Origin of the sequence: Lysobacter sp. yr284 (assembly GCF_900107375.1) — a bacterium.
In the GTDB taxonomy this organism is placed as follows: domain Bacteria; phylum Pseudomonadota; class Gammaproteobacteria; order Xanthomonadales; family Xanthomonadaceae; genus Lysobacter.
Map to the genome: position 1 here is coordinate 1 of NZ_FNPT01000005.1, position 22,859 is coordinate 22,859.

At 69.3% G+C, this 22,859-nt stretch carries 18 protein-coding genes and 1 pseudogene; 6 read left to right on the top strand and 13 right to left on the bottom strand.

Annotation, left to right across the window (positions count from 1 at the left end; translation table 11 throughout):
- Window positions 1-607 precede the first annotated feature (607 nt).
- Both BLV01_RS09995 and serA read right to left on the bottom strand, forming a co-directional pair.
- Window positions 608-1,252 carry a histidine phosphatase family protein gene (locus BLV01_RS09995; protein ID WP_091798301.1) on the bottom strand — a complete coding sequence of 215 codons (645 nt, stop codon included), beginning with the start codon at window positions 1,250-1,252 and terminating at the stop codon, window positions 608-610.
- 4 nt (window positions 1,253-1,256) lie between these two features.
- Window positions 1,257-2,819, bottom strand: coding sequence for a phosphoglycerate dehydrogenase (gene serA / locus BLV01_RS10000; protein WP_091798308.1), 1,563 nt, complete (start codon window positions 2,817-2,819; stop codon window positions 1,257-1,259).
- A 577-nt stretch (window positions 2,820-3,396) separates the two neighbouring features.
- Between serA and BLV01_RS10005 the strand changes: the two genes are divergently transcribed.
- From BLV01_RS10005 to BLV01_RS10015, 3 genes are all read left to right on the top strand, one after another.
- Window positions 3,397-3,612 carry a hypothetical protein gene (locus tag BLV01_RS10005; RefSeq protein WP_091798314.1) on the top strand — a complete coding sequence of 72 codons (216 nt, stop codon included), beginning with the start codon at window positions 3,397-3,399 and terminating at the stop codon, window positions 3,610-3,612.
- 302 nt (window positions 3,613-3,914) lie between these two features.
- The gene (locus BLV01_RS10010; RefSeq protein ID WP_091798319.1) at window positions 3,915-4,142 is read left to right on the top strand and encodes a DUF6289 family protein; all 228 of its coding nucleotides are present in this window, start codon (window positions 3,915-3,917) and stop codon (window positions 4,140-4,142) included.
- Window positions 4,143-4,370: 228 nt separating this feature from the next.
- Window positions 4,371-4,604 carry a DUF6289 family protein gene (locus BLV01_RS10015; protein WP_091798323.1) on the top strand — a complete coding sequence of 78 codons (234 nt, stop codon included), beginning with the start codon at window positions 4,371-4,373 and terminating at the stop codon, window positions 4,602-4,604.
- 62 nt (window positions 4,605-4,666) lie between these two features.
- Here BLV01_RS10015 and BLV01_RS10020 read toward each other — a convergent pair whose 3' ends face one another.
- From BLV01_RS10020 to BLV01_RS10040, 5 genes are all read right to left on the bottom strand, one after another.
- On the bottom strand, window positions 4,667-6,778 hold the full coding sequence (locus BLV01_RS10020; RefSeq protein ID WP_175485872.1) for a S46 family peptidase: 2,112 nt from the start codon (window positions 6,776-6,778) through the stop codon (window positions 4,667-4,669).
- A gap of 450 nt (window positions 6,779-7,228) precedes the next feature.
- Entirely contained in the window at window positions 7,229-9,331 is a 2,103-nt protein-coding gene (locus tag BLV01_RS10025; RefSeq protein WP_175485873.1) for a S46 family peptidase, read from the bottom strand.
- Window positions 9,332-9,757: 426 nt separating this feature from the next.
- Window positions 9,758-10,327, bottom strand: a complete 570-nt coding sequence (locus BLV01_RS10030) for a hypothetical protein (RefSeq protein WP_139178597.1) — start codon at window positions 10,325-10,327, stop codon at window positions 9,758-9,760.
- Window positions 10,324-11,688 carry a PAAR domain-containing protein gene (locus BLV01_RS26605; RefSeq protein ID WP_091798334.1) on the bottom strand — a complete coding sequence of 455 codons (1,365 nt, stop codon included), beginning with the start codon at window positions 11,686-11,688 and terminating at the stop codon, window positions 10,324-10,326. Before BLV01_RS26605 ends, BLV01_RS10030 begins: the two co-directional genes overlap by 4 nt.
- Window positions 11,689-11,807: 119 nt before the next feature.
- Window positions 11,808-13,964: a S46 family peptidase gene (locus BLV01_RS10040; protein WP_091798336.1), complete on the bottom strand. Its 2,157-nt coding sequence runs from the start codon at window positions 13,962-13,964 to the stop codon at window positions 11,808-11,810.
- A 160-nt stretch (window positions 13,965-14,124) separates the two neighbouring features.
- On the opposite strand from BLV01_RS10040, the gene tdh reads away from it, so the two are divergent.
- From tdh to BLV01_RS10055, 3 genes are all read left to right on the top strand, one after another.
- A complete protein-coding gene (tdh, locus tag BLV01_RS10045; RefSeq protein WP_175485850.1) occupies window positions 14,125-15,159 on the top strand; it encodes an L-threonine 3-dehydrogenase in 1,035 nt (344 codons plus the stop codon).
- Between the two features lie 163 nt (window positions 15,160-15,322).
- On the top strand, window positions 15,323-16,543 hold the full coding sequence (gene kbl / locus BLV01_RS10050) for a glycine C-acetyltransferase (protein WP_091798341.1): 1,221 nt from the start codon (window positions 15,323-15,325) through the stop codon (window positions 16,541-16,543).
- A gap of 84 nt (window positions 16,544-16,627) precedes the next feature.
- The gene (locus BLV01_RS10055) at window positions 16,628-17,014 is read left to right on the top strand and encodes an HNH endonuclease (RefSeq protein ID WP_091798347.1); all 387 of its coding nucleotides are present in this window, start codon (window positions 16,628-16,630) and stop codon (window positions 17,012-17,014) included.
- A 33-nt stretch (window positions 17,015-17,047) separates the two neighbouring features.
- Here BLV01_RS10055 and BLV01_RS10060 read toward each other — a convergent pair whose 3' ends face one another.
- From BLV01_RS10060 to BLV01_RS10085, 6 genes and pseudogenes are all read right to left on the bottom strand, one after another.
- On the bottom strand, window positions 17,048-17,572 hold the full coding sequence (locus BLV01_RS10060) for a hypothetical protein (protein ID WP_091798349.1): 525 nt from the start codon (window positions 17,570-17,572) through the stop codon (window positions 17,048-17,050).
- Between the two features lie 127 nt (window positions 17,573-17,699).
- Window positions 17,700-18,251 carry a hypothetical protein gene (locus BLV01_RS10065; protein ID WP_091798352.1) on the bottom strand — a complete coding sequence of 184 codons (552 nt, stop codon included), beginning with the start codon at window positions 18,249-18,251 and terminating at the stop codon, window positions 17,700-17,702.
- 350 nt (window positions 18,252-18,601) lie between these two features.
- Window positions 18,602-19,225: a hypothetical protein gene (locus BLV01_RS10070; protein ID WP_139178598.1), complete on the bottom strand. Its 624-nt coding sequence runs from the start codon at window positions 19,223-19,225 to the stop codon at window positions 18,602-18,604.
- An 89-nt stretch (window positions 19,226-19,314) separates the two neighbouring features.
- Window positions 19,315-20,052: a pseudouridine synthase gene (locus BLV01_RS10075; RefSeq protein WP_343124240.1), complete on the bottom strand. Its 738-nt coding sequence runs from the start codon at window positions 20,050-20,052 to the stop codon at window positions 19,315-19,317.
- Window positions 20,053-20,424: 372 nt separating this feature from the next.
- Entirely contained in the window at window positions 20,425-20,949 is a 525-nt protein-coding gene (locus BLV01_RS10080) for a hypothetical protein (RefSeq protein WP_254782585.1), read from the bottom strand.
- 490 nt (window positions 20,950-21,439) lie between these two features.
- Window positions 21,440-22,444 (bottom strand): annotated as a pseudogene (locus BLV01_RS10085) (OmpA family protein); the annotation flags it as partial.
- Window positions 22,445-22,859 lie beyond the last annotated feature (415 nt).

The following is a 22,859-nucleotide window of genomic DNA, read 5'->3' on the forward strand; positions in this document are numbered from 1 at the left end:
AAACTTACGCAATCGCCGCGCTGGCGCGGTCGCGGCTTGCGCCGCTCCTACAGGTGGGCGTGCCGCGATGGGCTCGGCCTTTGCGTGTGCGTACGCGTGAGCACAAGCGAAGATCCAAGGCTTCCGTCCGCAAGCGGCCGGGTCACTTTCTTTGTCCAAAGCCACAAAGAAAGTAACCAAAGAAAAGGCATTGCTGTTTCGAATCAAGAGCCACTGGGTCCAGCACCGGGCGCGGGGCCGCGCCATAAGGGGCATCCTGCCCCATGGCGCGCGTGCGCATCCATGCGCACGCCCTCCGGGGCTGCGGGACGTGTGCTTTGCGTGGGGTTGCGTCCAGGCGAAGAGCAACGGCAACAGCAACAGCAACAGCAAGATCTTGTGGGTTCCGGCTTTAGTCGCAATCACGGCGACCAGATTGCGCCGTACCGAGTTGGCACGATCCCGGCCCGCCCCACTCCCGCAATCGAAGACGAAGCCGCCCCAGGCCCCGTATAGCAGCGACGCAAGCCGCAACCGCGCCACGGCAGTCGCGACAAAACCTTATCCCCACCGGAACCCGAGACCGCGGCCTCCTTCGAAGCCGCATCCCGCCCTCATGCCGACGCCCTCACAACGCCCGATGCACCGCCTCGCCGAACAACGCCGTGTGATGGCTGCAATCGTTCAACCGCACCACCTCCAGCCGGTCCACGTGATCGCCTTCGAGCAGGTTCAACGTCGTCGGCGCCTGCCGGAACGTCCACAGCTTGGCCAGCGGAATGCCGAGGATCCGGCACAACAGCACCCGGTTGACCGCGTCGTGGGCGACCACTAGCAAGGTGTCGTCGTCCTTCAGGCCTTCGCAGGCCTTGGCGAACGCGGGCCACGCGCGGTCGAGTACGTGCACGATCGATTCGCCGCCGGGCATCAGCACTTCGTGCGGGGTCTCGCGCCAGGCGCGCAGGCGGTCGCCGTCGCGCTCGCGGATTTCGCTGGCGAGCAGGCCTTCCCAGGTGCCGTGGGCGATCTCCATCAGGCCCGGGTCGAGCTTGAGCATCGGCGCGCGCTCGTCGCCGAGCGCGAGCTCGGCGGTGCGGCGCGCGCGCGACAGCGGCGAGGCCACCGCGCGGGTGATCGGCACTTCGCGCAGGCGCGCGCCGAGCGCGCGCGCCTGGGTTTCGCCGACCGGCGACAGCGCGATGTCTTCCTGCCCCTGGTAGCGGCCTTCGGCGTTCCAGGGGGTTTCTCCGTGACGGGCGAGCAGGATGCGCATGCGCTTACACCTGCGCCAGCGAGAGGATGCCCGGGGTCGCGCGCAGCGCCGCCAGTTGCTCGTCGTTGACCGGGCGGTCGACCGTGATCGCCGCGCGCGCCTGGCCGTCGCCGGCCGCGCCGAGAGCGAAGTTGACGATGTTGACGCCGGCCGCGCCGAGGGTGGAGCCGACCACGCCGATCATGCCGGGGCGGTCCTCGTTGCGCAGCAGCAGCACGTGCGCCTGCGGGTCGAATTCGATCTCCACGCCGTCCAGGCGGACCACGCGCGGGCCGCGGTGCAAGGTGGCCTCGATCTCGCGGGTGCGCTTCTCGCCGATCACCCGCAGCTTGAGCAGGCGGTCGAAACCGTCGCCGTTGCCGCCGAGGGTTTCCGACACGATGAGCCCGCGCGCGGCGGCTTCCTGCAAGGCGTTGACCGGGGTGACGCGGCCCGACGCGGTGCCCAGCAAGGCGGCCACGAGCAGGCGCGACAGCGGCCGGGTGTCGAGCGCTTCGGTGCGGCCGGCGTAGGTGATCTCCAGGCGCGTGGGCGCCGGCACCAGGCGCGCGGCGAGGCGGCCCAGCGCCGACATCAGCGGCATCCACGGGCCGACTTCGCGCGCGGCCTCGGCGGTCAGCGGCGGCAGGTTGACGCAGCCGGCGACCGCGCCGGTGGCGACGAAGTCGATGATCTGCCGCGCCAGGATCGTGCTCACCGCCTGCTGCGCTTCGCTGGTGGACGCGCCCAGGTGCGGGGTGAGGATCAGCTTGGGATTCGCGCGCAGCGGCGAATCGGCCGGCAGCGGTTCGGTGACGAAGGTGTCGAGCGCGGCGCCGGCGATATGGCCCTCTTCGATCAGCGCCAGCAACGCGGCCTCGTCGACCAGTCCGCCGCGCGCGGCGTTGACCAGGTACGCGCCTTTCTTCATCGCGCGCATGTTCGCTTCCGACAGCAGGTTGGTCGTTTCCTTGGTGCGCGGAATGTGCAGGGTGACGACGTCGGCCCAGGCCAGCAGTTCTTCCAGCGTCTTCAGCGGCACGCTGCCCTTGCCGGCGGCGGACGCGGGCAGGAACGGATCGTGCGCGGCCACTTCCATGCCGATGCCCTGGGCCTTGCGCGCGACCGTGCCGCCGATGCGGCCCAGGCCGATCACGCCGAGCTTCTTGCCTTCGAGTTCGAAACCGGTGAGGCCGTTCTTCGGCCACTCGCCGGCCTTCATGCCGGCGTCGGCGCGCGGGATGTGGCGGGCCAGCGCGAACAGCAGCGAGATCGCGTGTTCGGCCGCGGCCAGGGTGTTGCCGTCGGGCGCGTTCATCACCGCGATGCCGCGCGCGGTGGCGGCGTCGACGTCGATGGTGTCCACGCCGGCGCCGGCGCGGCCGATCACGCGCAGGTTCGCGGCCTGCGCCAGCGCCTCGGCCGGGACCTTGGTCGCCGAGCGCACCAGCACTGCGTCCACGCCCTTGAGCGCCTCGGTCAGCGCGGCGGGATCCTTGATCGGGTCGGACACCACGACGTCCCAGCCCGCCTCGCGGAACAGGGCCAAGCCGTCTTCGTGGATGCCATCGCAGGCCAGTACTTTCATCGTCGCAAGCTCCAGGTCGTGAGGGGATCAGACGAGGACACGCTTGCGAGCCGGCACTGCGGGAAAGATCGCCTGGGGTGCGCCGGCGCCGCGGGCCCATCGGGGGCCGGGAACCGGGACCGCCTGGGGCGGCGCCGCCTGTGGGCGGCTTTCTGACACGGGTCGGGAGACGGGGCCGGCTGGCATGGGAATCCGCGACTGCCCGCGCAGCCTACGGCAGGCCGCGCGGGCATTGCAAGCGGCGCGTGCGCGGCCCGTGACCGCGGCGGCATCGCGCCCGCACGCGCACGAACGTACGGCCGCGGCCTGTCGCATTTGCCAGTGCGCAGCGCCTTGCGCGCCGGCGCGGAGCGTTTCTAAGCTGGCTTGCGAGCAGCCGCAGGGCCGCCGCCGCCGGCACGGCCGCCGGGGACCAGGGATGGAATCGGCCAGGACGAGGCGTCGCGCGAACCGTTCGCACCGACCGCCCTGCCCGGCATCGCGCCGAGCGCGCGCCGTCGCTGCGTTCTCCGCCGTCTGCGCAGGCGCGCTGCGCCGGGGCTTGGCCCGGCGATCTCATCACGACAAGGAGCGCCTCATGAGCAAGAAGACACTGGTCCTGACCCTCGGCCTCGGCCTGACCCTGTTCGCCACCGCCGCCTCGGCGGTGTTCGTCGGCCGCGGCGAGTACGCGGCTTACTACCGCAACGGCGAACTGGTCGGCGGCGAGTCGCGCGACTGCGAAAACAACCTCAGCCAGTGGGGCGAAGTCACCGACGACTACGACATGGGCTACTGGGTCTGCGGAATCTGACCGCGGCGAGCACGGACAGCGAACGCGACGGCGGGGGCGACCCCGCCGTTTTCGTTTTCGCCGCTTCGCATCGGGCGGCCGCGACCGCCGCTGCACTGTTGCCGCGCGTTCGCAACGCATTGGCCCCGCGCGCGCGCCGCGATGCGGCAGGCCAATTCCCGATCCCGCGCGCGCCGCGCGCCTGCGCCGCACGACCATCGTCACAAAGCGACGATCAGGTGTTAGATGTCACGTGAGTAAACCCAGCGCGAAGCCTAGCTTCGTGGCGCCGGCGATCTGCCGGCACTTCGAGAGAACTCACCATGCGCAACAAACTCGCCCTGGGGCTCGGCCTGGCGGCGCTGGCCGCGGTCGGCGCCGCGGCCGCGGCGATCGGCCCGACCGGCCCCGGCCAGATCTACACGTACTACGACGACAACGGCGCGGTGGTCGGCCGATCGTCGATCCATTGCGACGGCACGCCCGAAGCCTGGGGCAAGTTCACCAAGAACTACGGCGTCGGCTATTACATCTGCGATCCGGAACCGTAACCGGCGCGTCCGCGTCCGGCATTCGCAGACACTGCGAACGCCCGGCGCCATCGTGCCACCGCACCACCGCCACACCCGATCGAACCGACCCACGCAGCGCACGACCCGCTCCGACGAGAGCGACGTCTTGACGCGAGCCGCGCACCGCGCGTCGAAGATCACGCCACCGTCCGCGCCGCATCCCGCGCGCCGGACGTCCATCTTCCGCACAGTCAACAGGAGTTCGTCATGCGCAAGTCTTTCGCCCTCGGCCTCGGCCTGAGCGCCGCCCTGGTCGCCACCGCCGCCCTCGCCCGCCCGCCGGGTCCGGACGAAATCGGCGAGTTCTACTTCTACTACGACGCCGCCGGCAACGTGGTCGGCCAGGCCGAGCTGAGCTGCGACGGCAGCTACAGCGAATCGGGCGTACGCACGGCCAAGTACAGCAGCGGGCATATGGTTTGCCCGCCGCCGCGCGATTGAGATCGATGTAACGAACGATCCGCGGCGCGGCACCACGCGCCGCGGACGTTTTCGCGCCGGCGTTACTTGCCCGACGCCGGCACGCCCATTTCGGCCAGCAACCGCGGCGCCGGGAACGCTTCCTGCATCACCCAGCGCATGTAGCGCTGGTCGACCGAGATCGTGCGGGTCGCGGCGGGATCGAACAGCCAGCTCGAACTCACCGACTCCCAGTTGCTGTCGAAGGCGATGCCGACCAGCTTGCCCTGGCCGTCGAGCACCGGCGAGCCGGAATTGCCGCCGCTGATGTCCAGGTCGGCGAGGAAGTTCACCGGCACCGAATCCAGGCGCTTGTCCGCCAGCGCGCCGTAGCGCTTGGCCGCGATCGCGCCGAGCAGCGGCTGCGGCGCGGCGAACGGCGCGGCGCCGCTGTGGCGCGCGGCGATCTCCTCGACCCGGGTGAACGGCAGTTGCTTGGCGCCGTTGTCCTTGGTGTAGGCCGCGACTGTGCCGTAGCTCAGCCGCAGCGAGCCGTTGGCGTCGGGATAGGCGATGCGGCCGACGCTCTTGCGGAAATCCGCCAGCGCCTTGAGGTAGACCGGACGCGCGGCCACGGTCTCGCCGGCGCGGGTGCGGATCTCCTGCTCCATCTGCAGCAGGGTCGGCATCGCCGCGACGGCGAAGCCGACCGCGCCGTCCTTGAGCGCGTCCTTGCTCTCGAACGAGGCGCGCTCGGCGTTGAGCCAGCCGGCGCGCTGTTCCACCCCGAGCAGGCGCGACTTGCCGATGCGGTCCAGCGCGCGCTTGATCGCCTTCTCGTCGTCGCCGTCGAGCCATTGGTCGATCGCGGCGACGCGGTGTTCCTTGCTGAGCTTGACGTACTCGTGCAGCCAATAGCCCAGCACCTGCCGGTCCACCCGCACGTCGCTGCGGCGGTCGAACTGCTTGAAGCCGTTCTCGTAGGCGCTGCGGTCGCGGTCGTGGAAGCCGCTTTCGCGCTGCGCGTCGGGCTTGGCGCGCTCGATCGCGCCGCGATACAGCTGGGCCGCGTTCCACAGCGCGCCGGTGGCGGCGAGCTGGCCGAGGACCAGGTCGCGGTCGCGCTCGGCGCGCGCCTGGTTGCCCAGTTCCAGCAGGCGCGCGTGCGCCTCCAGCGCCGGCTGCCCGGCCGCGCCCTTGCCGCGCAGCCATTCCAGCAGCTCGTTTTCCTCGTTGCGCTTGAGCTGGGCGGTGCCGGCGCGGCGGAAGCTCTCGATCTGGCTTTCGTAGTTCTTCGCCGCGCCGAGCCAGCCGCGCACGGTCGGCGCGTACTTGGCCTGGGTTTGCGGGTTCTTGCGGCTCTCGGCCTCGACCAGCGCGGCCAGCCGCTTGTAGTGCGCGGCCACGGTCGGATAGGTCCACTCGGCGTTGGCCTGGAAATCGTCGGCCATGGCGTAGCGGTTGGTCAGCGAGGGAAACCCGGCGAGCATGACGAAATCGCCCGCGCCCAGCGGCTTGTCGGCGATCTTGAGCCAGCGCTTGGGCTGGAAGGGAATGTTGTCGATCGCATACGGCGCCGGCCGCCCGTCCTTGCCGACGTAGGCGCGGTAGAAAGCGAAATCGCCGGTGTGGCGCGGCCACATCCAGTTGTCGTTCTCGCCGCCGAAGTTGCCGATGCCCTCGGGCGGCGCGTAGACCAGGCGCAGGTCGCGGATCTCCAGGCTGCGCTGCAGCTCGAAACGGTTGCCGCCGAAGTAGCTGTACAGCCGGCAGCCGTAGCCGGGCGTGCGCTCGCATTCGCTCACCAGCTGCTTTTCCAGCGCGTCCAGCGCGGCCATGCGCGCGGTCGGATCGGCGGCGGCGGACAACGCGGACTGCACCTTCGCCGTCACGTCCTGGACCGAGTCGAGCACATAGATGCGCGCGTTCGGCCCGGCCGAGACTTCCTCGTTGTTGGTGCCGGTCTTGAAGCCGTCGCGCAGCAGGTTGCGCTGGCCGGTGGAATTGAGCGCGATCGCGCCGAGCGCGCAGTGGTGGTTGGTCAGCAGCAGGCCCTTGGACGAGACGAAGCTGGCGGTGCAACCGCCCAGCGGCACCACCGCGCCGAGCGGGTCGCCCTTGGGATCGGCCCATTGCCCCAGTTGCTTGGCGTTCGCGCGCGCGCCGGACTGCTTCAGCGCCGAGGCCAGTTCGGGCAGCTGCGACGGCGTCCACATGCCTTCCACCGCGCGCGCCGCGCCGTGCCAGGCCAAGCCGCTGAGCAACGTCCCTGTCATCGCCATCGCTCTGGCCAGCACCGCGTATCGCATCCAAACGTCCCGAAGTTCGAGGGAGGACGAGTCTAGCCTGAGGAAAACTGTGAAGGCCATTGTCAAAAGCATCGCGGCGGCAAGATGACGAAATCGCCGGCGCCGATTAACGCTGCGCTAATTTTTCTCGCGGCGAAAACTAAAATTTTCGTTAGCTCGCAGGCCGGGCGACGCTGACTCTTGTCGGAATGTTTTTGCTCCGATGCCTTTCGCTCTTGTGGGAGGGGCTTCAGCCCCGATGCTCTTGTCTCGGATCACCGCGACCTGAGCGCAGGGCATCGGGGCTGAAGCCCCTCCCACAAAAGCGGAACGCCAGCCCGAGGGCTGGCGTTCCGGGTTGCGCGATCTGCGCAGCGCTTACTTCTTCTTCGCCGCCTTCGGCGCCACGCCCAGCTCGCGCAGCACCTGCGGCGCCGGATAGACCTCCTGCATGATCCAGCGCATATAGCGCTGGTCGACCGCGATCATGCGGGTCATGGTCGGATCGAACACCCAGTTCGAGCTGACCGACTCCCAGTTGCCGTCGAAGGCCAGGCCGACCAGCTTGCCCTGCCCGTCGAGCACCGGCGAACCCGAGTTGCCGCCGGTGATGTCCAGGTCGGACAGGAAGTTCACCGCCACCGTCTTCAGGCGCTTGTCCTCCAGGCCGCCGTAGCGCTTGTCGGCGATGGCCTCCAGCAGCGAATCGGGCGCATCGAACGGATCGGCGCCGGTGGCCTTGGCCGCGACTTCCTCGAGCTTGGTGAACGCGGCCTGCTTGCTGCCGTCGAGCTTGGTGTAGGCCTTGACGTTGCCGAAGGTGATGCGCAGGGTCGAATTGGCGTCCGGATACACCGCCTGCTTCTGGCTCTTGCGGTAGTCGATCACGCCCTGCAGGTAGGCCGGACGCGCCACCAGGGTTTCGCCGAGCGCGGTCTTGTCTTCCTGCTCCATGCGCAGGCTCGCCGGCAGCAGCGCCTTGGCCAGCTCGATCGCCGGGTCGCGGCTCTTGTCCAGCGCCGCGCGGTCGGCGCCGAGCAGCGCCACGCGCTCCTTGAGCGAGCCGAGCTTGGTCTTGGCCAGCTTGTCGAGCGCGCGCTTGATCGCCTTCTCGTCGTTGCCGCCGAGCCAGCGGTCGAGCTCGGCGATGCGCTCGCCGGCCGGCAGCTTGACGTACTCGCGCAGCCAGTACGCCTGCAGCTCGCGGTCCATGCGCGGATCGTAGCGGCGGTCCATCTGCTCCAGGCCGGCCTTGATCTCCGGCAGGTCGCGCTGCTGGTAGCCCGGCTCGCGCTCGACGTCGGGCTTGGCGCGCTCGACCGCGAGGCGGTACACGGTGCCGGCGGCGCCGATGACGCCGCTGCGGCGCAGCTGCGAATAGACCAGATCGCGGCCGCGGTGATCGGCCTTCTTCGCCTGCAGCGCTTCCAGCTGCGCGTGCGCTTCCAGCGCCGGCTTGCCGGCATCGCCGCGCTTGCGCAGCCAGGCCAGCGCCGCGGCCTCGTCGGCGTGCTTCTTGGCGCCGGCGTCGATGCGCTTGAAGCCTTCCAGCTGGCCGTCGTAGTTCTTCAACGTGTTCTGCCAGCCGCGCACGGTGCTGGCGTACTTCACCCCGATCTCCGGGTCCTGCTTGGCCGTGCGCTCGACCAGCGCGACCAGGTTCTTGTAGTGCTGGGCGATGGTCGGGTAGGTCCAGCTCTGGGTCGCCTCGAACTCGCTGGCCAGGGCGTAGCGGTTGGTGCGGCCCGGATAGCCGGCGACCATCACGAAGTCGCCCTCGCCCAGCGGCTTGTCGGCCATCTTCAGCCAGTGCTTGGGCTGGTAGGGCACGTTGTCCTTGGAATACTCGGCCGGCTTGCCGTCCTTGCCGACGTAGGCGCGGTAGAACGAGAAATCGCCGGTGTGGCGCGGCCACATCCAGTTGTCGACTTCGCCGCCGTAGTTGCCGATGCTGCCCGGCGGCGCGTAGACCAGGCGCACGTCCTTGATCTCGATGTTGCGGAACAGGCGGTAGGTGACGCCGCCGAAGAAGCTGTAGATCTCGCAGCTGTAGCCCGGCTCGGCTTCGCACTGCGCGATCAGCCGCTTGTCCACGGCCTGCGCGGCGAGGGTGCGCTCGATCGGGGTGGCGGCGCCGGCGATGGCGGCCTTCACTTCGGCGGTGACGTCGCGGATCGAGTCCAGCGCGTAGATGCGCGAGGCCGGGCCGGCGGAGACTTCATCGCCCGGCGTGGCGGCGTTGAAGCCGTCGCGCATCAGGTTCTTCTGCGCGGTGGAGTTGAGCTGGATCGCGCCGTAGGCGCAGTGGTGGTTGGTCACCACCAGGCCCTGCGGCGAGACGAAGCTGGCGGTGCAGCCGCCGAGCGAGACCACCGCGCCCATCGGGTCGGCGGTGAGGTCGGCCAGTTGCTTGGGATCGAGCTTGAGCCCGGCCTTCTTCAGCGGGCCGGAGATCTCCGGCAACTGCTGCGGCACCCACATGCCCTCCACCGCGCCGGCCGGGGCCGACAGCCCCAAGCCCAGCGTTCCTGCCGCGACGGCGGCGGCCAAAACCGTGTAGCGCATGCGTATACCCCTGATCTGTACGGAAAAACGGCCTGAGAGTCTAGCCCGGCGCGGCCGGCCTCGCCACGACGCCGGGCGCCCGGCGCCCCCGCCCGGCGTGGCGGCGGTCGCAATCCGGGGGTGCGGGCAGGCGGACGGATTCGTCGCCCGGTTCGGCACAGTCGGCACGCGCCGGCGCTTCCCGCCTGGACAACCGCCGGCGGCCGCGGCGAGCCGCCGCATTCAGCGCGCCGCATCGGCGACGCCCCGCAGACGGGTCCGTGGCAGCGCGAGCGACCAGATGGCACGAAACCGCCGACGTCGGTGCAACACAATCGGCTCAGGCGAATCCAGCGAAGCCCATCACGGCGAGGCTGGCTTGCCCGCCGTAGCGCATGGGATCAGCCGCAGCTCGCCGGCGCGGCCGGCCAGGCAGAACTCGCTGGCGAAATCGGCCGATTCGCTGTGTTCGATCGGCTCAGCGATATGGGCCGCTTCGATCTCGACTCGGTAACGCCCGGCCGAAAGCGGCTGCGCCGCCAGCGTCGCCGAGAAGCCGGCGGGCGTCTTGCCGTAGCACCAGCGGACCTTGCGATCCAGCCGGATGCCCCGGCCCAACTGATCCGCCGGATCGGCGGCGCCCCATACCGCGACATAGCCGCTGGCATCGTAGCGCCCCACCCGGATCGCGCTGGCGACCACCCGCTCGCGATCGACGTCCTGCGCGGCCGGTGCGATCAGCGAAGGGGTCTTGAAGGTCGCGACGCGGAAGCACACCGACGCGCCGTCCTGTTCGACGATCGCCTCGCCGTCGTTCGCACGCGAGGCGGCGCAGGCCGGAAGCGCCAACGCGGCCGCTATCGCAAGACCGGCCGACGGGGCGCGGACGCAATTGGCCGATGCGCGCAAGAACCGATCCAGAAGCAAACTCACCATCGTCCGTCCGCCCGCTTGGTCGTGGAAGGAATCAAAGACTTGCTGGAAGGCGCCGCCAGGAATCCGGCCAGCACTGCCTCGAACCAGCGCGTGCGTTCGCCGGCCGGTATGGCCCGGCCGCTCGCACTCATGGGCTTGCCGGGCCCGAGGTAACGTTTGTGGCCCGCATAGTCGGCGATGATATCGCCTTGCTGCTCCATGTTGAAATCGGAAAGAGCCGCGAAAACCTCGACGAATCCCATGTCTTTGCGCACGTATTGCGGCTTGGCGAACAAGGGCAGCTGCTGCCTGGGCTTGAGCGAGTATACGTACGCAGAGACAGGCTTGTTCTTGAGGAAACCATTGCGGTAGTCGAGTCCGTCGGCTTCGTACAAGGCGTGGATCTTCATTCCGTTCGCCTTGACGCCATAGCCCAACTGGTACTGCCAGACATGCACCATCTCGTGCACGAACAGGTGCTTCATGCCCTCGCTTTCGGCCGAATAGTCCTCGCGAAACAGCGCCTTCGGCATCCATATCTCGCCATTGGGCGTCATCGCCGTTTTGTCGTCCTGCATGCCGAACCACAGGTACTCGTCGTTGTGGATCTTGACCTTGTCGCAGTCGATGGCGTTCTGGAAAATCCTGCGCGCCAGCCTTTGCTCGCCTTCGGTCAGCCCGCGCGATTCGCCTTCCACCGTGACTTGCGCCTGCGACGTTCCCAAGGCGACGGCATTGGTCTGCACGCCGGCGATCGCGACCGTCGTGGCGCTGGGGGCCGAGGCGCCCACGTGCTGGGCGCAGCAGGTCCGCATGCGATCGGGCGGAAAGAATTTCGCCTGGATTACGGCCTGGGCCCGATCGGTGACGATGCGGGCGGTCTTGCCGTCCTCATCGGTGGTGCCTTGCAACACCTGCCCGTCGCCGAGAGTGATCGCATACCGGGTCAGCGCCAGCGGCAGGCCGCCGACCGAACTGAAGCGCAGTTGCTCGTCGAAGCGGCCGGCTTCGTCGCCGAGGGCCGCGCTCGCCGCTTGCGCGGACCCAGCGACGGCGTCCGGCGCCACGCGAACACCACCGCCGTCGGCCATGGCACCGCCCCCGGCGCCGCCGGCCGCGACCGACGTGGACACTTGCCGCACCGACACCAACAAACAGCCGCAGGCGCAGCCGTCGCGCTCGCGCGCCAGCGGCTGGCCGTCGACGATAAAGGCCGCATCGCCGGTGGCGACGACCGTGGGGCCATGCAGGCCGCACACCACGCTGTCGCCGATGCGGGCCACCGGCTTGCCGTCGATGTCGGTGAACGGCGACCCGGACACCACCTGGCCACCGCTGGAGGTGGTGTCGCCTACGACTATCCATAGTCTTGCGGCCATGACTCATCCTTGGTCCTGACACATCCGGGCTGCTGCTTGCTGCCCCCAAACCGCACCATACCCCGTTCCGGGCGGTCTCGCCCGCCCCGCCCGTGCGCCGGGCGGAAGCGGGCGCCGGCTCACTGCGCCGGCAACTGCATTTCCTTGAGCAGATGCGGCGCCGGATACACCTTGGCCAGCAGCCAGCGCAGGTAGCGCATATCGACATGGATCGCGCGCTTGTAGCGCGGATCGAACATCCAACTGGCGCTGACCGCTTCCCAGTTGCTGTCGAAATTCAGGCCGATCAGGCGGCCGTGGGCGTCGAGCACGGGCGAGCCGGAGTTGCCGCCGGTGGTGTCGAGGTTGGTCAGGAAATCGACCGTCTGGGTCTTGAGTTCGGGATCGGCGGTGCTGCCGAAATCGCCCTTGGCGATGGCCTCGCGCAGCGCCTGCGGCGCGTCGAACGGCCGCGCGCCGGTGTGCTTCTCGACGATGCCCTGGACCGTGGTCAGCGGGCGATAACGCACGCCGTCGCGCGGGTCCATCGAGCTGACCGCGCCGAAGCTCACCCGCAGGGTCGAGTTGGCGTCGGGATACACCGCGCGGCCCTGCGACTGGCGGAAGCCGATCAGCGCGCGCATGTAGGCCGGGCGCAGGCGCAGCAGTTCGCCTTCGCGCGCCTTGCCCTCTTCCTCGATCCGCGCGAACGCCGGGCTCAGCGCCGCGGCCGCTTTCAGCAGCGAATCGTCGGAGGACTGCAGCGTCTTCGCATCGGCCTGCATCGCCTGCAGGCGCGCGGCTTCCTCGCCCAAGCCGGTGCTGGCGTAGACCGCGTCGATGCTGCGCTTGAGCGCGGCCTCGTCCTCGCCGGGGAACACGCGTTCGATCTCGGCCACGCGCAGGGCGCCCTGCGCGGCGCGCTTGTACTGCAGCAGCAGGTAGGCCAGCACTTGCTTTTCCACCGGCCCGCGGTAGCGCCGCTGGACCTGCTTGAGCCGCCCGGCGATCAGCACTTCGTCGCGCTGCTGGTAGCCGGTTTCGCGCTGCGCATCGGGCTTGGCGCGCTCCTGGGCCAGGCGCTGCACGGTCAGCGCGGCGTTGAGCAATTGGGTCTGGGTGCGGATCGCGGTCAGCAGTTGGTCGCGCTCGCGCGTGGCCGCGCCGGCGTCGAGGACCTTCTGCGCCGCATCGATGTCGGCGCGGATCGCACTCGCGCCGGGCTGCTTGTCCAGCCACGCCAGCATCGCTTTCTCGTCCTCGCCGCGCACCCGCACCGCGTCGCTGCGGCGCAGGCCGTCGAGCTCGCCCTGGGCGCGCTTGAGCGTGTTCTTGAACCCCTTCACCTGCGCCGCATAGCTGACCTGCGCATCGGCCGAACCGGCCGCGGCCGCGTCGATGGTCTTGATCATCTCGCCGTACAGGGCCACCCGCGACGGCAGCTGCCACTGCACCTGCTGGACGAATTCGGAGGCCATGCGGTGGCGGAAGGTCGTGCCCGGATAGCCGGCGAGCATGGCGTAATCGCCCTCGCGCACCGGATCGGTGGCGATCTGCAGGTGGCTCGGCGGCTGGTAGGGCACGTTGTCGGGCGAGTAGTCGGCGGGCTTGCCGTCCTTGCCGACGTAAGCGCGCAGCAAGGTGAAATCGCCGCTGTGGCGCGGCCAGACGAAGTTGTCGATCTCCTCGCCGTAGTTGCCGATGCTGTCCGGCGGCGCGTACACCAGGCGGATGTCGCGCAGTTCGAGTTGCCGGATCAGATAGAAATCGCTGCCGTAGTACATGTTGGCGACGCTGCAGCGATAGCCCGGCTCGCGCTCGCACTCGGCCACCAGGGTCTTGCTCGCGCTGTCCACGGCGTCGTAGTAGGCGCGGCTGCGCTTGCCGCGCGCGCCCTGCAGGATGCGCTCGGTGACCTTGTCGAAGCCGGTGGTCACCAGCACGCGGAAGTCCGGGTTGGCCGGCAGTTCGGCGGCGCGGTCGGCGGCGACGAAGCCGCTGCCGATCAGGTCGCGCTCGGGCTTGGAGTTGTACTGGATCACCCCGAACGCGACATGGTGGTTGGTCAGCACCAGGCCGTCGCCGGAGACGAACGAACCGGTCGCGCCGCCGACCTTGACCACCGCGTTCATCGGCGCCCGGGTCAGGTCGGCCAGATCGGCGGGGTCGCCCTTGAATCCGGACGCGCGCAACTGGCGGGCGATGTCGGGCAACTGCGAGGGCATCCACATGCCTTCGTCGGCCTGGGCGGCGGTGGCGCACAGCGCCAGGGACAGGGCTAACACACGGGGGCGCATGGTGATTCCGTACGGCAAGGAAGCCGCGAAGATAGGCCAAGCCGCCCGCCGCGGGCAAACCCGCCCGGGCGGCCCGGCTGCGACGGGGGCGTATAATTGCGCCCTGCATTCCCGCCCGTCCCGCCCGGCCCCGCCGCGGCCCTGTAGGTATCGAAATCCCATGACGCAAACGATGAAGGCACTGGTCAAGCGCGAAGCCGGCAAGGGCATCTGGATGGAACAGGTGCCGGTGCCCAGCCCAGGCCCCAACGAGGTCCTGGTCAAGCTCGAGAAGACCGCCATCTGCGGCACCGACCTGCACATCTACTTGTGGGACGAGTGGAGCCAGCGCACGATCAAGCCCGGCCTGGTGATCGGCCACGAGTTCGTCGGCCGCGTCGCCGAACTCGGCCCCGGCGTCACCGGCTACCGCGTCGGCCAGCGCGTCTCGGCCGAAGGCCACATCGTCTGCGGCCACTGCCGCAACTGCCGCGCCGGCCGCCAGCACCTGTGCCCGAACACCACCGGCATCGGCGTCAACCGCGACGGCGCGTTCGCCGAATACATCGTCATGCCGGCCAGCAACCTGTGGCCGATCCCGGACCAGATCCCCAGCGAACTGGCCGCGTTCTTCGATCCCTACGGCAACGCCGCGCACTGCGCGCTGGAGTTCGACGTGGTCGGCGAGGACGTGCTGATCACCGGCGCCGGCCCGATCGGCATCATCGCCGCCGGCATCTGCAAGCACATCGGCGCGCGCAACGTCGTGGTCACCGACGTCAACGACTTCCGCCTCAAGCTCGCCGCCGACATGGGCGCGACCCGGGTGGTCAACGTCGCCAACCAGTCGCTCAAGGACGTCATGTCCGACCTGCACATGGAAGGCTTCGACGTCGGCCTGGAAATGAGCGGCAACCCGCGCGCGTTCAACGACATGCTCGACTGCATGTACCACGGCGGCAAGATCGCCATGCTCGGCATCATGCCCAAGGGCGCCGGCGCCGACTGGGACAAGATCATCTTCAAGGGCCTGACCCTGCACGGCATCTACGGCCGCAAGATGTACGAGACCTGGTACAAGATGACCCAGCTGGTGCTGTCGGGCTTCCCGCTCGGCAAGGTGCTGACCCACCAGCTGCCGGTGGACGAATTCCAGAAGGGCTTCGACCTGATGGAAGCGGGCAAGGCCGGCAAGGTCGTGCTGAGCTGGAACTGACCGGGCCGGCGTCGATGCGGCGCGTCCGCATCGGTACGGATGCGCGAACGAAGCGGCCTGCGGGCCGCTTCTTTCGTTTCGGCGCCGGGTTCGCTGCGCGCCGCTGAACGGCCGTCGCCGCCACGGGCGCGCCGGCGCGATGGACTAGAATGGCGGCTTTCCTCTGTCCGGAAACCGCACCGTGTCCGACGCCTCCCTGACCCAGCACTACGCCGACACCCTCGAAGAGATCCGCGCCGCGGGCCTGTTCAAGTCCGAGCGCATCATCACCAGCCCGCAGTCGGCCGAAATCCAGTTGCAAGACGGACGCACGGTGCTGAACTTCTGCGCCAACAACTACCTGGGCCTGGCCGACCATCCGGACATCATCCAGGCGGCCAAGGACGCGCTCGACACCCACGGCTTCGGCATGGCGTCGGTGCGGTTCATCTGCGGCACCCAGGACCTGCACAAGCAGCTGGAAAAGACCATCGCCGATTTCTTCGGCACGCAAGACACGATCCTCTACGCCGCCTGCTTCGACGCCAACGGCGGATTGTTCGAGCCGCTGCTGGGCGAAGCTGATGCGATCATCTCCGACGCGCTCAACCACGCCTCGATCATCGACGGCGTGCGCCTGTGCAAGGCCAAGCGCTTCCGCTACGCCAACTGCGACATGGCCGACCTGGAGAAGCAGTTGCAAGCCGCCGACGCGGCCGGCTGCAAGACCAAGCTGATCACCAGCGACGGCGTGTTCTCGATGGACGGCTTCATCGCCCCGCTCGACGAAATCGTCGCGCTAGCGGAAAAATACGGCGCGCTGGTGCACATCGACGAATGCCACGCCACCGGCTTCCTCGGCGCCAGCGGCCGCGGCTCGGCCGAGGTCAAGGGCGTGCTGGACCGGATCGACATCATCACCGGCACCCTCGGCAAGGCCATGGGCGGCGCGCTCGGCGGCTTCACCACGGCGAAGAAGGAAGTGATCGAGCTACTGCGCCAGCGCTCGCGTCCCTACCTGTTCTCCAACTCGCTGCCGCCGCACGTGGTCGCCGCGGGCATCAAGGCGTTCGAGATGCTGGCCGCGGCCGGCGACCTGCGCGAGCGGCTGGCGCAGAACACCGCCTACTTCCGCGAGCGCATGACTGCCGCCGGTTTCGACGTGAAGCCGGGCGTGCATCCGATCAGCCCGGTGATGCTGTACGACGCCCCGCTGGCGCAGAAGTTCGCCGAGCGCCTGCTCGAGGAAGGCATCTACGCGATCGGCTTCTTCTTCCCGGTGGTGCCGCAGGGCCAGGCGCGCATCCGCACCCAGATGTCCGCCGCGCACACCCGCGAGCATCTGGACCGGGCGATCGACGCCTTCATCAAGATCGGCCGCGAACTGGGCGTGATCCAGGCCTGAGCGCGAGGATGACGGCACGGACGCCGACCGTCGCGGCGCGGGCCTGCGCGGCCCGCCGCGCCCCTGCCGGCGTGGAGCGCTGAGTTGCGCTCCGCGCTGCGCCGCCGCCTGCTGCAAGCCGCGCGCACCGACGCGCTGGCCACGCTCGACGGCGATACCTGGCGCAGCCGCTGCCTGCACTGCCGGCGCGTACTGGCGGTGCGCGCCAACGGCGAAGCGCTCGGCTCGACCTCGCTCGAACACGTGGTGCCCAGCGCCTGGTTCGGCCGCCGCGCCGCGGCCGCGCTGACCGCGCGCGTCGGCGAGGACGCCGACGACCCGCGCAACCTCGCCCTCGCCTGCGCGCCGTGCAACCACGGCAAGGGCTGCAGCCACGACGCGCGCGGCCCCGGCGACGAGCGCGCGCGCGAAGTCGTCGCCGCGCTGCTGGATGCGCGCCTGGCGCGCTGGCGCGAGCCGGCGCGGGACTGACCCGGCCCGCCCGCGCCGGCACGCGCGCCCGACTCAGGACGCGTCCAGCGCCACGCGCAGCTCGCTCAAGGTCCTGGCGACGCGGATCAGGCCCTGCTGGGCCTGCTGATAAAGCGGCAGGCGATCGGGATCGCCGGTCAGGCCGGCGATCGGCGGCAGCACGTTGCCGCGGATCTGCGCCTGCGCGGTCGCGCCCAGGGCGATGGCGCGCTCCAGCGCGGCGCGATCGCGGTACAGCCCGCGCGCCAGCGTGTCCTGGTTGGCCGCGTCGAGCTCGTCGAGCGTCCCATACAACGCCGCGACGATCTGGTAGCTCTGGTGATAATGCTCCTTCGCCATTTCCGTCTGGCCTTGCTGCTGGCTCGCCGCGCCCGCCCGCAAGGCGGAGACGGCCAATTGATGGGTGTCGCCGGCCTGCTGCAACAGCGCATCGGCGGCCGCGGGATCGGCCGGAGCCGCGGTCGCGAACGCCAGCGCCGCCGCCGCGACCACGGCGCGGACGCCGGCGCTGCGGACCCAACCGCGCAGTCGCGCGGTCGCTGCGATTGCATACGACATGGATGCCTCCTGTTCTTCCAACTGCTGTCCGGACACGGGAAGCGGCGGGACGTCCCACGCCCCGCCGCCGGTTCGCCGCGGCCGCAGCGGCGCAGGTTCGCGCCTGCGCCGCTGCGCGCCGCGCGCATCACGCTTGGCTCATCGCCAGCTCGAGCTCGCGCATGTACATCTCGAACATCTGCAGCTGGACGTTGAGCAATTGCCGGGTCATCGCCGACGGCGGCTGCTCCATCTGCAGGATCATCAGATAGTTCTCGACCATCCTGATCCGGTTGCGCGCCGCGTCGCCTTGCTGGATGGCGCGCTCCAATGCCTGCAGGTCGTTGTACTGGCCGTTGGCGCGCGAATCCTTGTTCTGCGCCTGCAGGTCGGCCAGTTTCGCGCCGATCTGGATCGCGTCGATCCGCGCGGTCATCAACGAAATCTGGGCATTGCCCGGGCTGACGTCGAGGTAGTAGTTGACCATCCGCATATGCACATCGAACACCTGCCGTTCAGTGCGGATGGTCTGCAGGATGTTCTGGGCCACGGCCGGATCGGCCTGGGCGCCGGCGCTGAACAACAGCACCATCGTCAGTGCGAGGGTGCGCGCGGCAGCGGCGAAGGCGCCGATGCGGCGACGCGGTGCGACGCGGGCGGCGGTGGTGGTGGTGGTGGCGGTGGCGATCGAAATCTCCATGGGTATCTCTCCTTGATGGTGGAATGGCGCTCGCGTGCCGACGCGGCGACCGGGCCGAAGCCGCGGTCCCGCATTCGCGTGGACATTCGCACGGGCAATTCGCAAGACGCCGCATCGGCGCAGGCCGGGGGACTGCGCACAGCGTGCGATCGTTTGTCGTATCCGGCCTGCTGCGGGGCGGGCCCGGCCGGCATGGCACCTCCTTGTGGCTGCGCCGCTTTCCCATGACGCCGGCGGATCGCACACGCCGGCGCTTGCGGCGCCCTGTCGCGACTGTAGCCGGCGCCGGCCGCGACGACTGTTACTGGAGTCGGATTTCCACGCCGCGCACCGGCGCGGGACGGGCCCGCTCAGGATTGCCGGGTGCTGCCGAGCGCGGCGAGGAAGGGCTCGTCGAACGCTGCCGCATCGCTGCTGATCAGGTAGAAGCTGGTCGGATCCAGATACTGGGTCGCCGCCAGCAGGGTCTCGATCAGTTGGTCCAGGCGCTGCTCGGCGATTGCGATATCGGCCAAAGCCCGCTCCAGCGCCACGCGATCGCGGTACAGGCCGCGATCCAGGGTGTCCTGGTTGGCCGTCCGCAACTCCGCCAGGCCGCCGCTGAGGCGCACGGCGTAGTCGGCCGCGCCCATCAGCGCCTGCCGCGCCCTGGCGTCGTCGCCGCGACGGTGAGCGCCGTAGGCGACCTGCATGCGCTGGTACATCGCGCTGTGATCGCTCTCCAGTTGCTGCACGGCCTGCAGCGCCACGACCGGATCGGCCGCAGCGACGCCGGCGAACAGCAGCCAGGCGCACAGGCACACGGCGCGCAGGCCGGCGAACCGGCTACGGCGACAAGCGCGGCGGAAGGAAACGAAGCTGCCAAGCGAGGCATCGTGCGACATCGTGGTTCTCTCCCTGATCCGGAACGATGTACGCCGCGAGACTGCGCCGCGGCGTCGGTCGATGGCGGCCGAGAGCGTCGGCCCGCCCATGCTCGACGGAATCTACGCCGCGCGCGCGGCCGCAACCGTTACCGCGATCGGATTTCGGCCGCCCCGGCGCGGACAACGCGGCCGAGGTCTCAGCCCAGCCTGAGCAGGTCGTCCGCGCCAAGCGCGCGCCACTGGCCCTTGCCGAGTTCGCCCAGGGCCAGCCCGCCGATCGCCACCCGCACCAGCCGCAATGTCTGCAGTTCGAACGCCGCCAGCAGCCGGCGGATCTGCCGGTTGCGGCCTTCGTCGAGCACGATCTCCAGCCACGCGTTCTTCTCGCCGGCGCGCAGCAGCCGCGCCGATTTCGCGCGCAGGCGCTCGCCGTCGGCATCGACGCCCTCGGCGAGCGCGCGCAGCAGCGCGTCGTCGGGAATCGCATCGATCTGCACGTGGTAGGTCTTGTCCGGCCCGCGCTCGGGATCGGTGACGCGCGCGGCCCATTGCGGGTCGTTGCAGAACAGCAGCAGGCCCTCGCTGGCCTGGTCCAGCCGCCCCACCGGCGCCAGCCACGGCAGCGGTGCGCCGTCGAGCGCGGCGCCGTCGAAGCAACGATAGACGGTGTCGCGGCCGCGTTCGTCGTGCGCGGTGGTGACCAGCCCGCGCGGCTTGTTGAGCATCAGGTAGAGCCGGCGCGCATCGCCGGCCTGTTCGCCGTCGACGAGGATGCGATGGCGGCCCTGCACGATCGGGAACTCGGGATCGCGCACCACCCGCCCGTCCACCGTCACCCGCCCGGCGGCGACCCAACGCGCCGCCTCGCTGCGCGAGCACAGGCCCTGCTTGGACAGCACGCGGGCCAGGCCGTGGCGGGGCGGAGTCTTGTTCAAGGCGGGTCCGAAAAATGGAAGGGCGATGGCGTAGCGCATTATCGCAGCCCTCGCGCAGCGGTGGCTTTGTTCGCGCGTCAGTGCAGGCCGGGCCGGCGAGCGCGCTTGGCCGGCGGGCAGCGCCTGCTTTTGTGGGAGCGGCTTCAGCCCCGGCGCTTTGGTTCCAGATCGTGGCGAACTGAGCGGAAGGCGTCGCGGCTGAAGCCCCTCCCACAAAAGCAGGCGCTACGGCTTGTTCGACTTCGTTCGCCTTCGTTATCGGCAGCCGAAAGTCGCGAATCAGGAAGTCGCCAAGTCCAACCCCCACAACCCACAAAGCAAAACGGCCGCGGGCGAAGCCGCGGCCGTCGTGTCGCTGCGCAGTTGCGCGGCTTACTTCTTTTTCTTGCCTTCCTCGGCCTTGGCCGGTTCGGCTTCGGCGACCGGCGCGGGCGCCGCAGCGGCGGCGCCGGGCGCGCCCTTGGCCACGCGTACGCCCTTGGCTTTCATCCAGGCGCTGAACTCGTCGGCGGTCATGCGCTTGCCGCCCTGGCTCATGTCGAAGCGCCACGGCGTGTTGTCGTACTGGGTCTGCGGCTTGTACGCGGCCGGATCGTTGGCCGAGGGCATGCCGGTCGAGGCCGGGGTGGCCTTGGCCACGGTGCAGGCGTCGAGCTTCATCCGCAGCAGCACCTGGTCGACCGAGAGCGCTTCGTCCAGCGCCTGCGACAGCACGCCGGTCGGCGCGCCGAGTTGGTGCGAAGGCGCGACCAGTTCCGGCGCCACCGGCGCGATCAGGGTCGGCTGCACCGGCTGCGCGCGCGAGGCGGTCAGCGCGGCGCAGTTGGCGGCGCTGGTCTGGGCCTGCGCGGACGCGGCGATCAGGATCAAGGACGTGGCGGCAAGCAGTCGGCGCATGAGGGGCTCTCTCCAGGTCGGCGCGGGACGGGATCGGCGCGAAAGCGATGTCTCGCCGCGCGGTCGTCGGTGCGCGCCAGTGTAGGCGGCCCCGCGGGATCGGACAACCCGCAAAATCAGGCATTTATCGGCTTTTCTTATGAACGGGCCGAACTGCGCCGCGCAAGCTCGCGCGGCGCAACGGGCGACCGCCTGTCGCCCGCGCGAAGCGTATGTGCCATCGACGCGGAGCGCTCTTGTGGGAGGGGCTTGAGCCCCGATGCTCCTGGCTCAAGTCGCGGCGCTCTGGAACACGAGCGTCGGGGCGGAAGCCCCTCCCACAAAAGCCTCGCCCACACAACAAAAAAGAAGCCCGGCACGAGGCCGGGCTTCTTCGTATCGCTACGCGGGCCGCGAACGGCCTGCGCTACGCCGCTTAGTTCTGAGCGTTGAGCTCGGTGCGGCGGTTCTTCTCGCTCTTGCAGCCCGGCAGCGTCTGCGGGGTGTTCTCCAGCGGACGGCTCTCGCCGTAGCCGACCGGACCGGCCAGGCGACCGGCGTCGACGCCGTTGCTGGTCAGGTAGTCGTACACGGCCTTGGCGCGGCGCTCGGACAGCTTCTGGTTGTAAGCGTCCTTACCGCACAGGTCGGTGTGACCGGCGACTTCGACGCGCAGGCTCGGGTTGCGCTTCAGGATCTCGCTGGCCTCGCTGAGGATGGCCACGGCGTCCGGACGCAGGGTCGCCTTGTCGAAATCGAAGTTCACGCCCTTCAGGTCGATCGAGACCGGAACCGGGCAGCCGTCCGGACCGATGGTCTGGCCAGCCTGCGAGTTCGGGCACTTGTCGTCGCAGTTGTTCACGCCGTCGCCGTCGTCGTCCTTGTCGGCGCAGCCCGCCTCCACGACCGGAGCCGGAGCGACCGCAGCGACGGGCTCCGGACCCAGCGGGACCACGATGCCGACCGAAGCCAGCACGTCGCCGAACCAGTCTTCCTTCGAAGCGTTGACGCTCTGGTCGTCGAAGTCGGCGCGGTAGGCCAGCTCGGTGCGGATGCCGACGCGGCCCAGGTCGCCCTGGATGCCGACGCCGACCTTGGCGGCGAAGTTGCCGTCCTTGCGGTTGCCCGGCGACAGCGGCGACGGAATGAAGTATTCCTCTTCCGAACGCTGGTAGCCGATGCCGGCCAGCAGGTAGGGGTTCCAGTTGCGGCCGTCGGTGACGAAGTGGCGGCGCAGGTCCAGCGAGATGCCGTACTGGCTCCAGTTGGCGTCCTGGTTGGCGTCGAACTTCGGGTTCTGGTAGTTCAGCTCGCCGTCGAGCGACCAGTTCTTGTTCAGGAACTTGCCCAGGCCGATCGCACCGAACGGAGCGTTGCGGGTGCCGCGGTCGTTGTCCTGGATGTTCATGCCGGCGGCGCCGGTCAGGTACCAACGGTCATCGAAATCCTGCGCGCTGGCCACCTGCGAGAAAGCCAAGCCCGCCAGCAAAGCGGTGCTCAACATACGGATCTTCATTTGTAACTCCTTCAGATCGATCGGAACGGGGGGTAGATCGGGACTGTGTGATCGGGACAGTCTTCTGCGGCGCTGACTCTATGGCAGAGACACTTTCAGCACTGGCACGAGCCAAGGGCCGCGGTCACTGGCGGGGGGATCATACACCGTCAAGAAGATTGTTAATACCACTTAACGTAGTTCAGGCGGGCCAGAACCAACTCGTGATTTAACGCGCCCACAGTTTTTACGCACACATCGGAACGGCCGGGCCGACGAACGGTAGAGCATCGCGGGGAAACTGCGGCGCAGTTCCTGATTCGCGCCGCTCATCGGCAAACCAGTCCTTACATAAATAAGGAGCCCGGCGCGGGGCCGGGCTCCCGGATATCGCCTGCCGCGGGCCCGAAGGCCCGTGGCGGAGCTTGCGTCCGAT

Bases quoted from the DNA above. Each gene is read 5' to 3' on its own strand.
- BLV01_RS09995 (WP_091798301.1), bottom strand. From the start codon at position 1,252: ATGCGCATCCTGCTCGCCCGTCACGGAGAAACCCCCTGGAACGCCGAA.
- serA (WP_091798308.1), bottom strand. From the start codon at position 2,819: ATGAAAGTACTGGCCTGCGATGGCATCCACGAAGACGGCTTGGCCCTG.
- BLV01_RS10005 (WP_091798314.1), top strand. From the start codon at position 3,397: ATGAGCAAGAAGACACTGGTCCTGACCCTCGGCCTCGGCCTGACCCTG.
- BLV01_RS10010 (WP_091798319.1), top strand. From the start codon at position 3,915: ATGCGCAACAAACTCGCCCTGGGGCTCGGCCTGGCGGCGCTGGCCGCG.
- BLV01_RS10015 (WP_091798323.1), top strand. From the start codon at position 4,371: ATGCGCAAGTCTTTCGCCCTCGGCCTCGGCCTGAGCGCCGCCCTGGTC.
- BLV01_RS10020 (WP_175485872.1), bottom strand. From the start codon at position 6,778: ATGTGGACGCCGTCGCAGCTGCCCGAACTGGCCTCGGCGCTGAAGCAG.
- BLV01_RS10025 (WP_175485873.1), bottom strand. From the start codon at position 9,331: ATGTGGGTGCCGCAGCAGTTGCCGGAGATCTCCGGCCCGCTGAAGAAG.
- BLV01_RS26605 (WP_091798334.1), bottom strand. From the start codon at position 11,688: ATGGCCGCAAGACTATGGATAGTCGTAGGCGACACCACCTCCAGCGGT.
- BLV01_RS10040 (WP_091798336.1), bottom strand. From the start codon at position 13,964: ATGCGCCCCCGTGTGTTAGCCCTGTCCCTGGCGCTGTGCGCCACCGCC.
- tdh (WP_175485850.1), top strand. From the start codon at position 14,125: ATGACGCAAACGATGAAGGCACTGGTCAAGCGCGAAGCCGGCAAGGGC.
- BLV01_RS10060 (WP_091798349.1), bottom strand. From the start codon at position 17,572: ATGTCGTATGCAATCGCAGCGACCGCGCGACTGCGCGGTTGGGTCCGC.
- BLV01_RS10065 (WP_091798352.1), bottom strand. From the start codon at position 18,251: ATGGAGATTTCGATCGCCACCGCCACCACCACCACCACCGCCGCCCGC.
- BLV01_RS10070 (WP_139178598.1), bottom strand. From the start codon at position 19,225: ATGGGCGGGCCGACGCTCTCGGCCGCCATCGACCGACGCCGCGGCGCA.
- BLV01_RS10080 (WP_254782585.1), bottom strand. From the start codon at position 20,949: ATGCGCCGACTGCTTGCCGCCACGTCCTTGATCCTGATCGCCGCGTCC.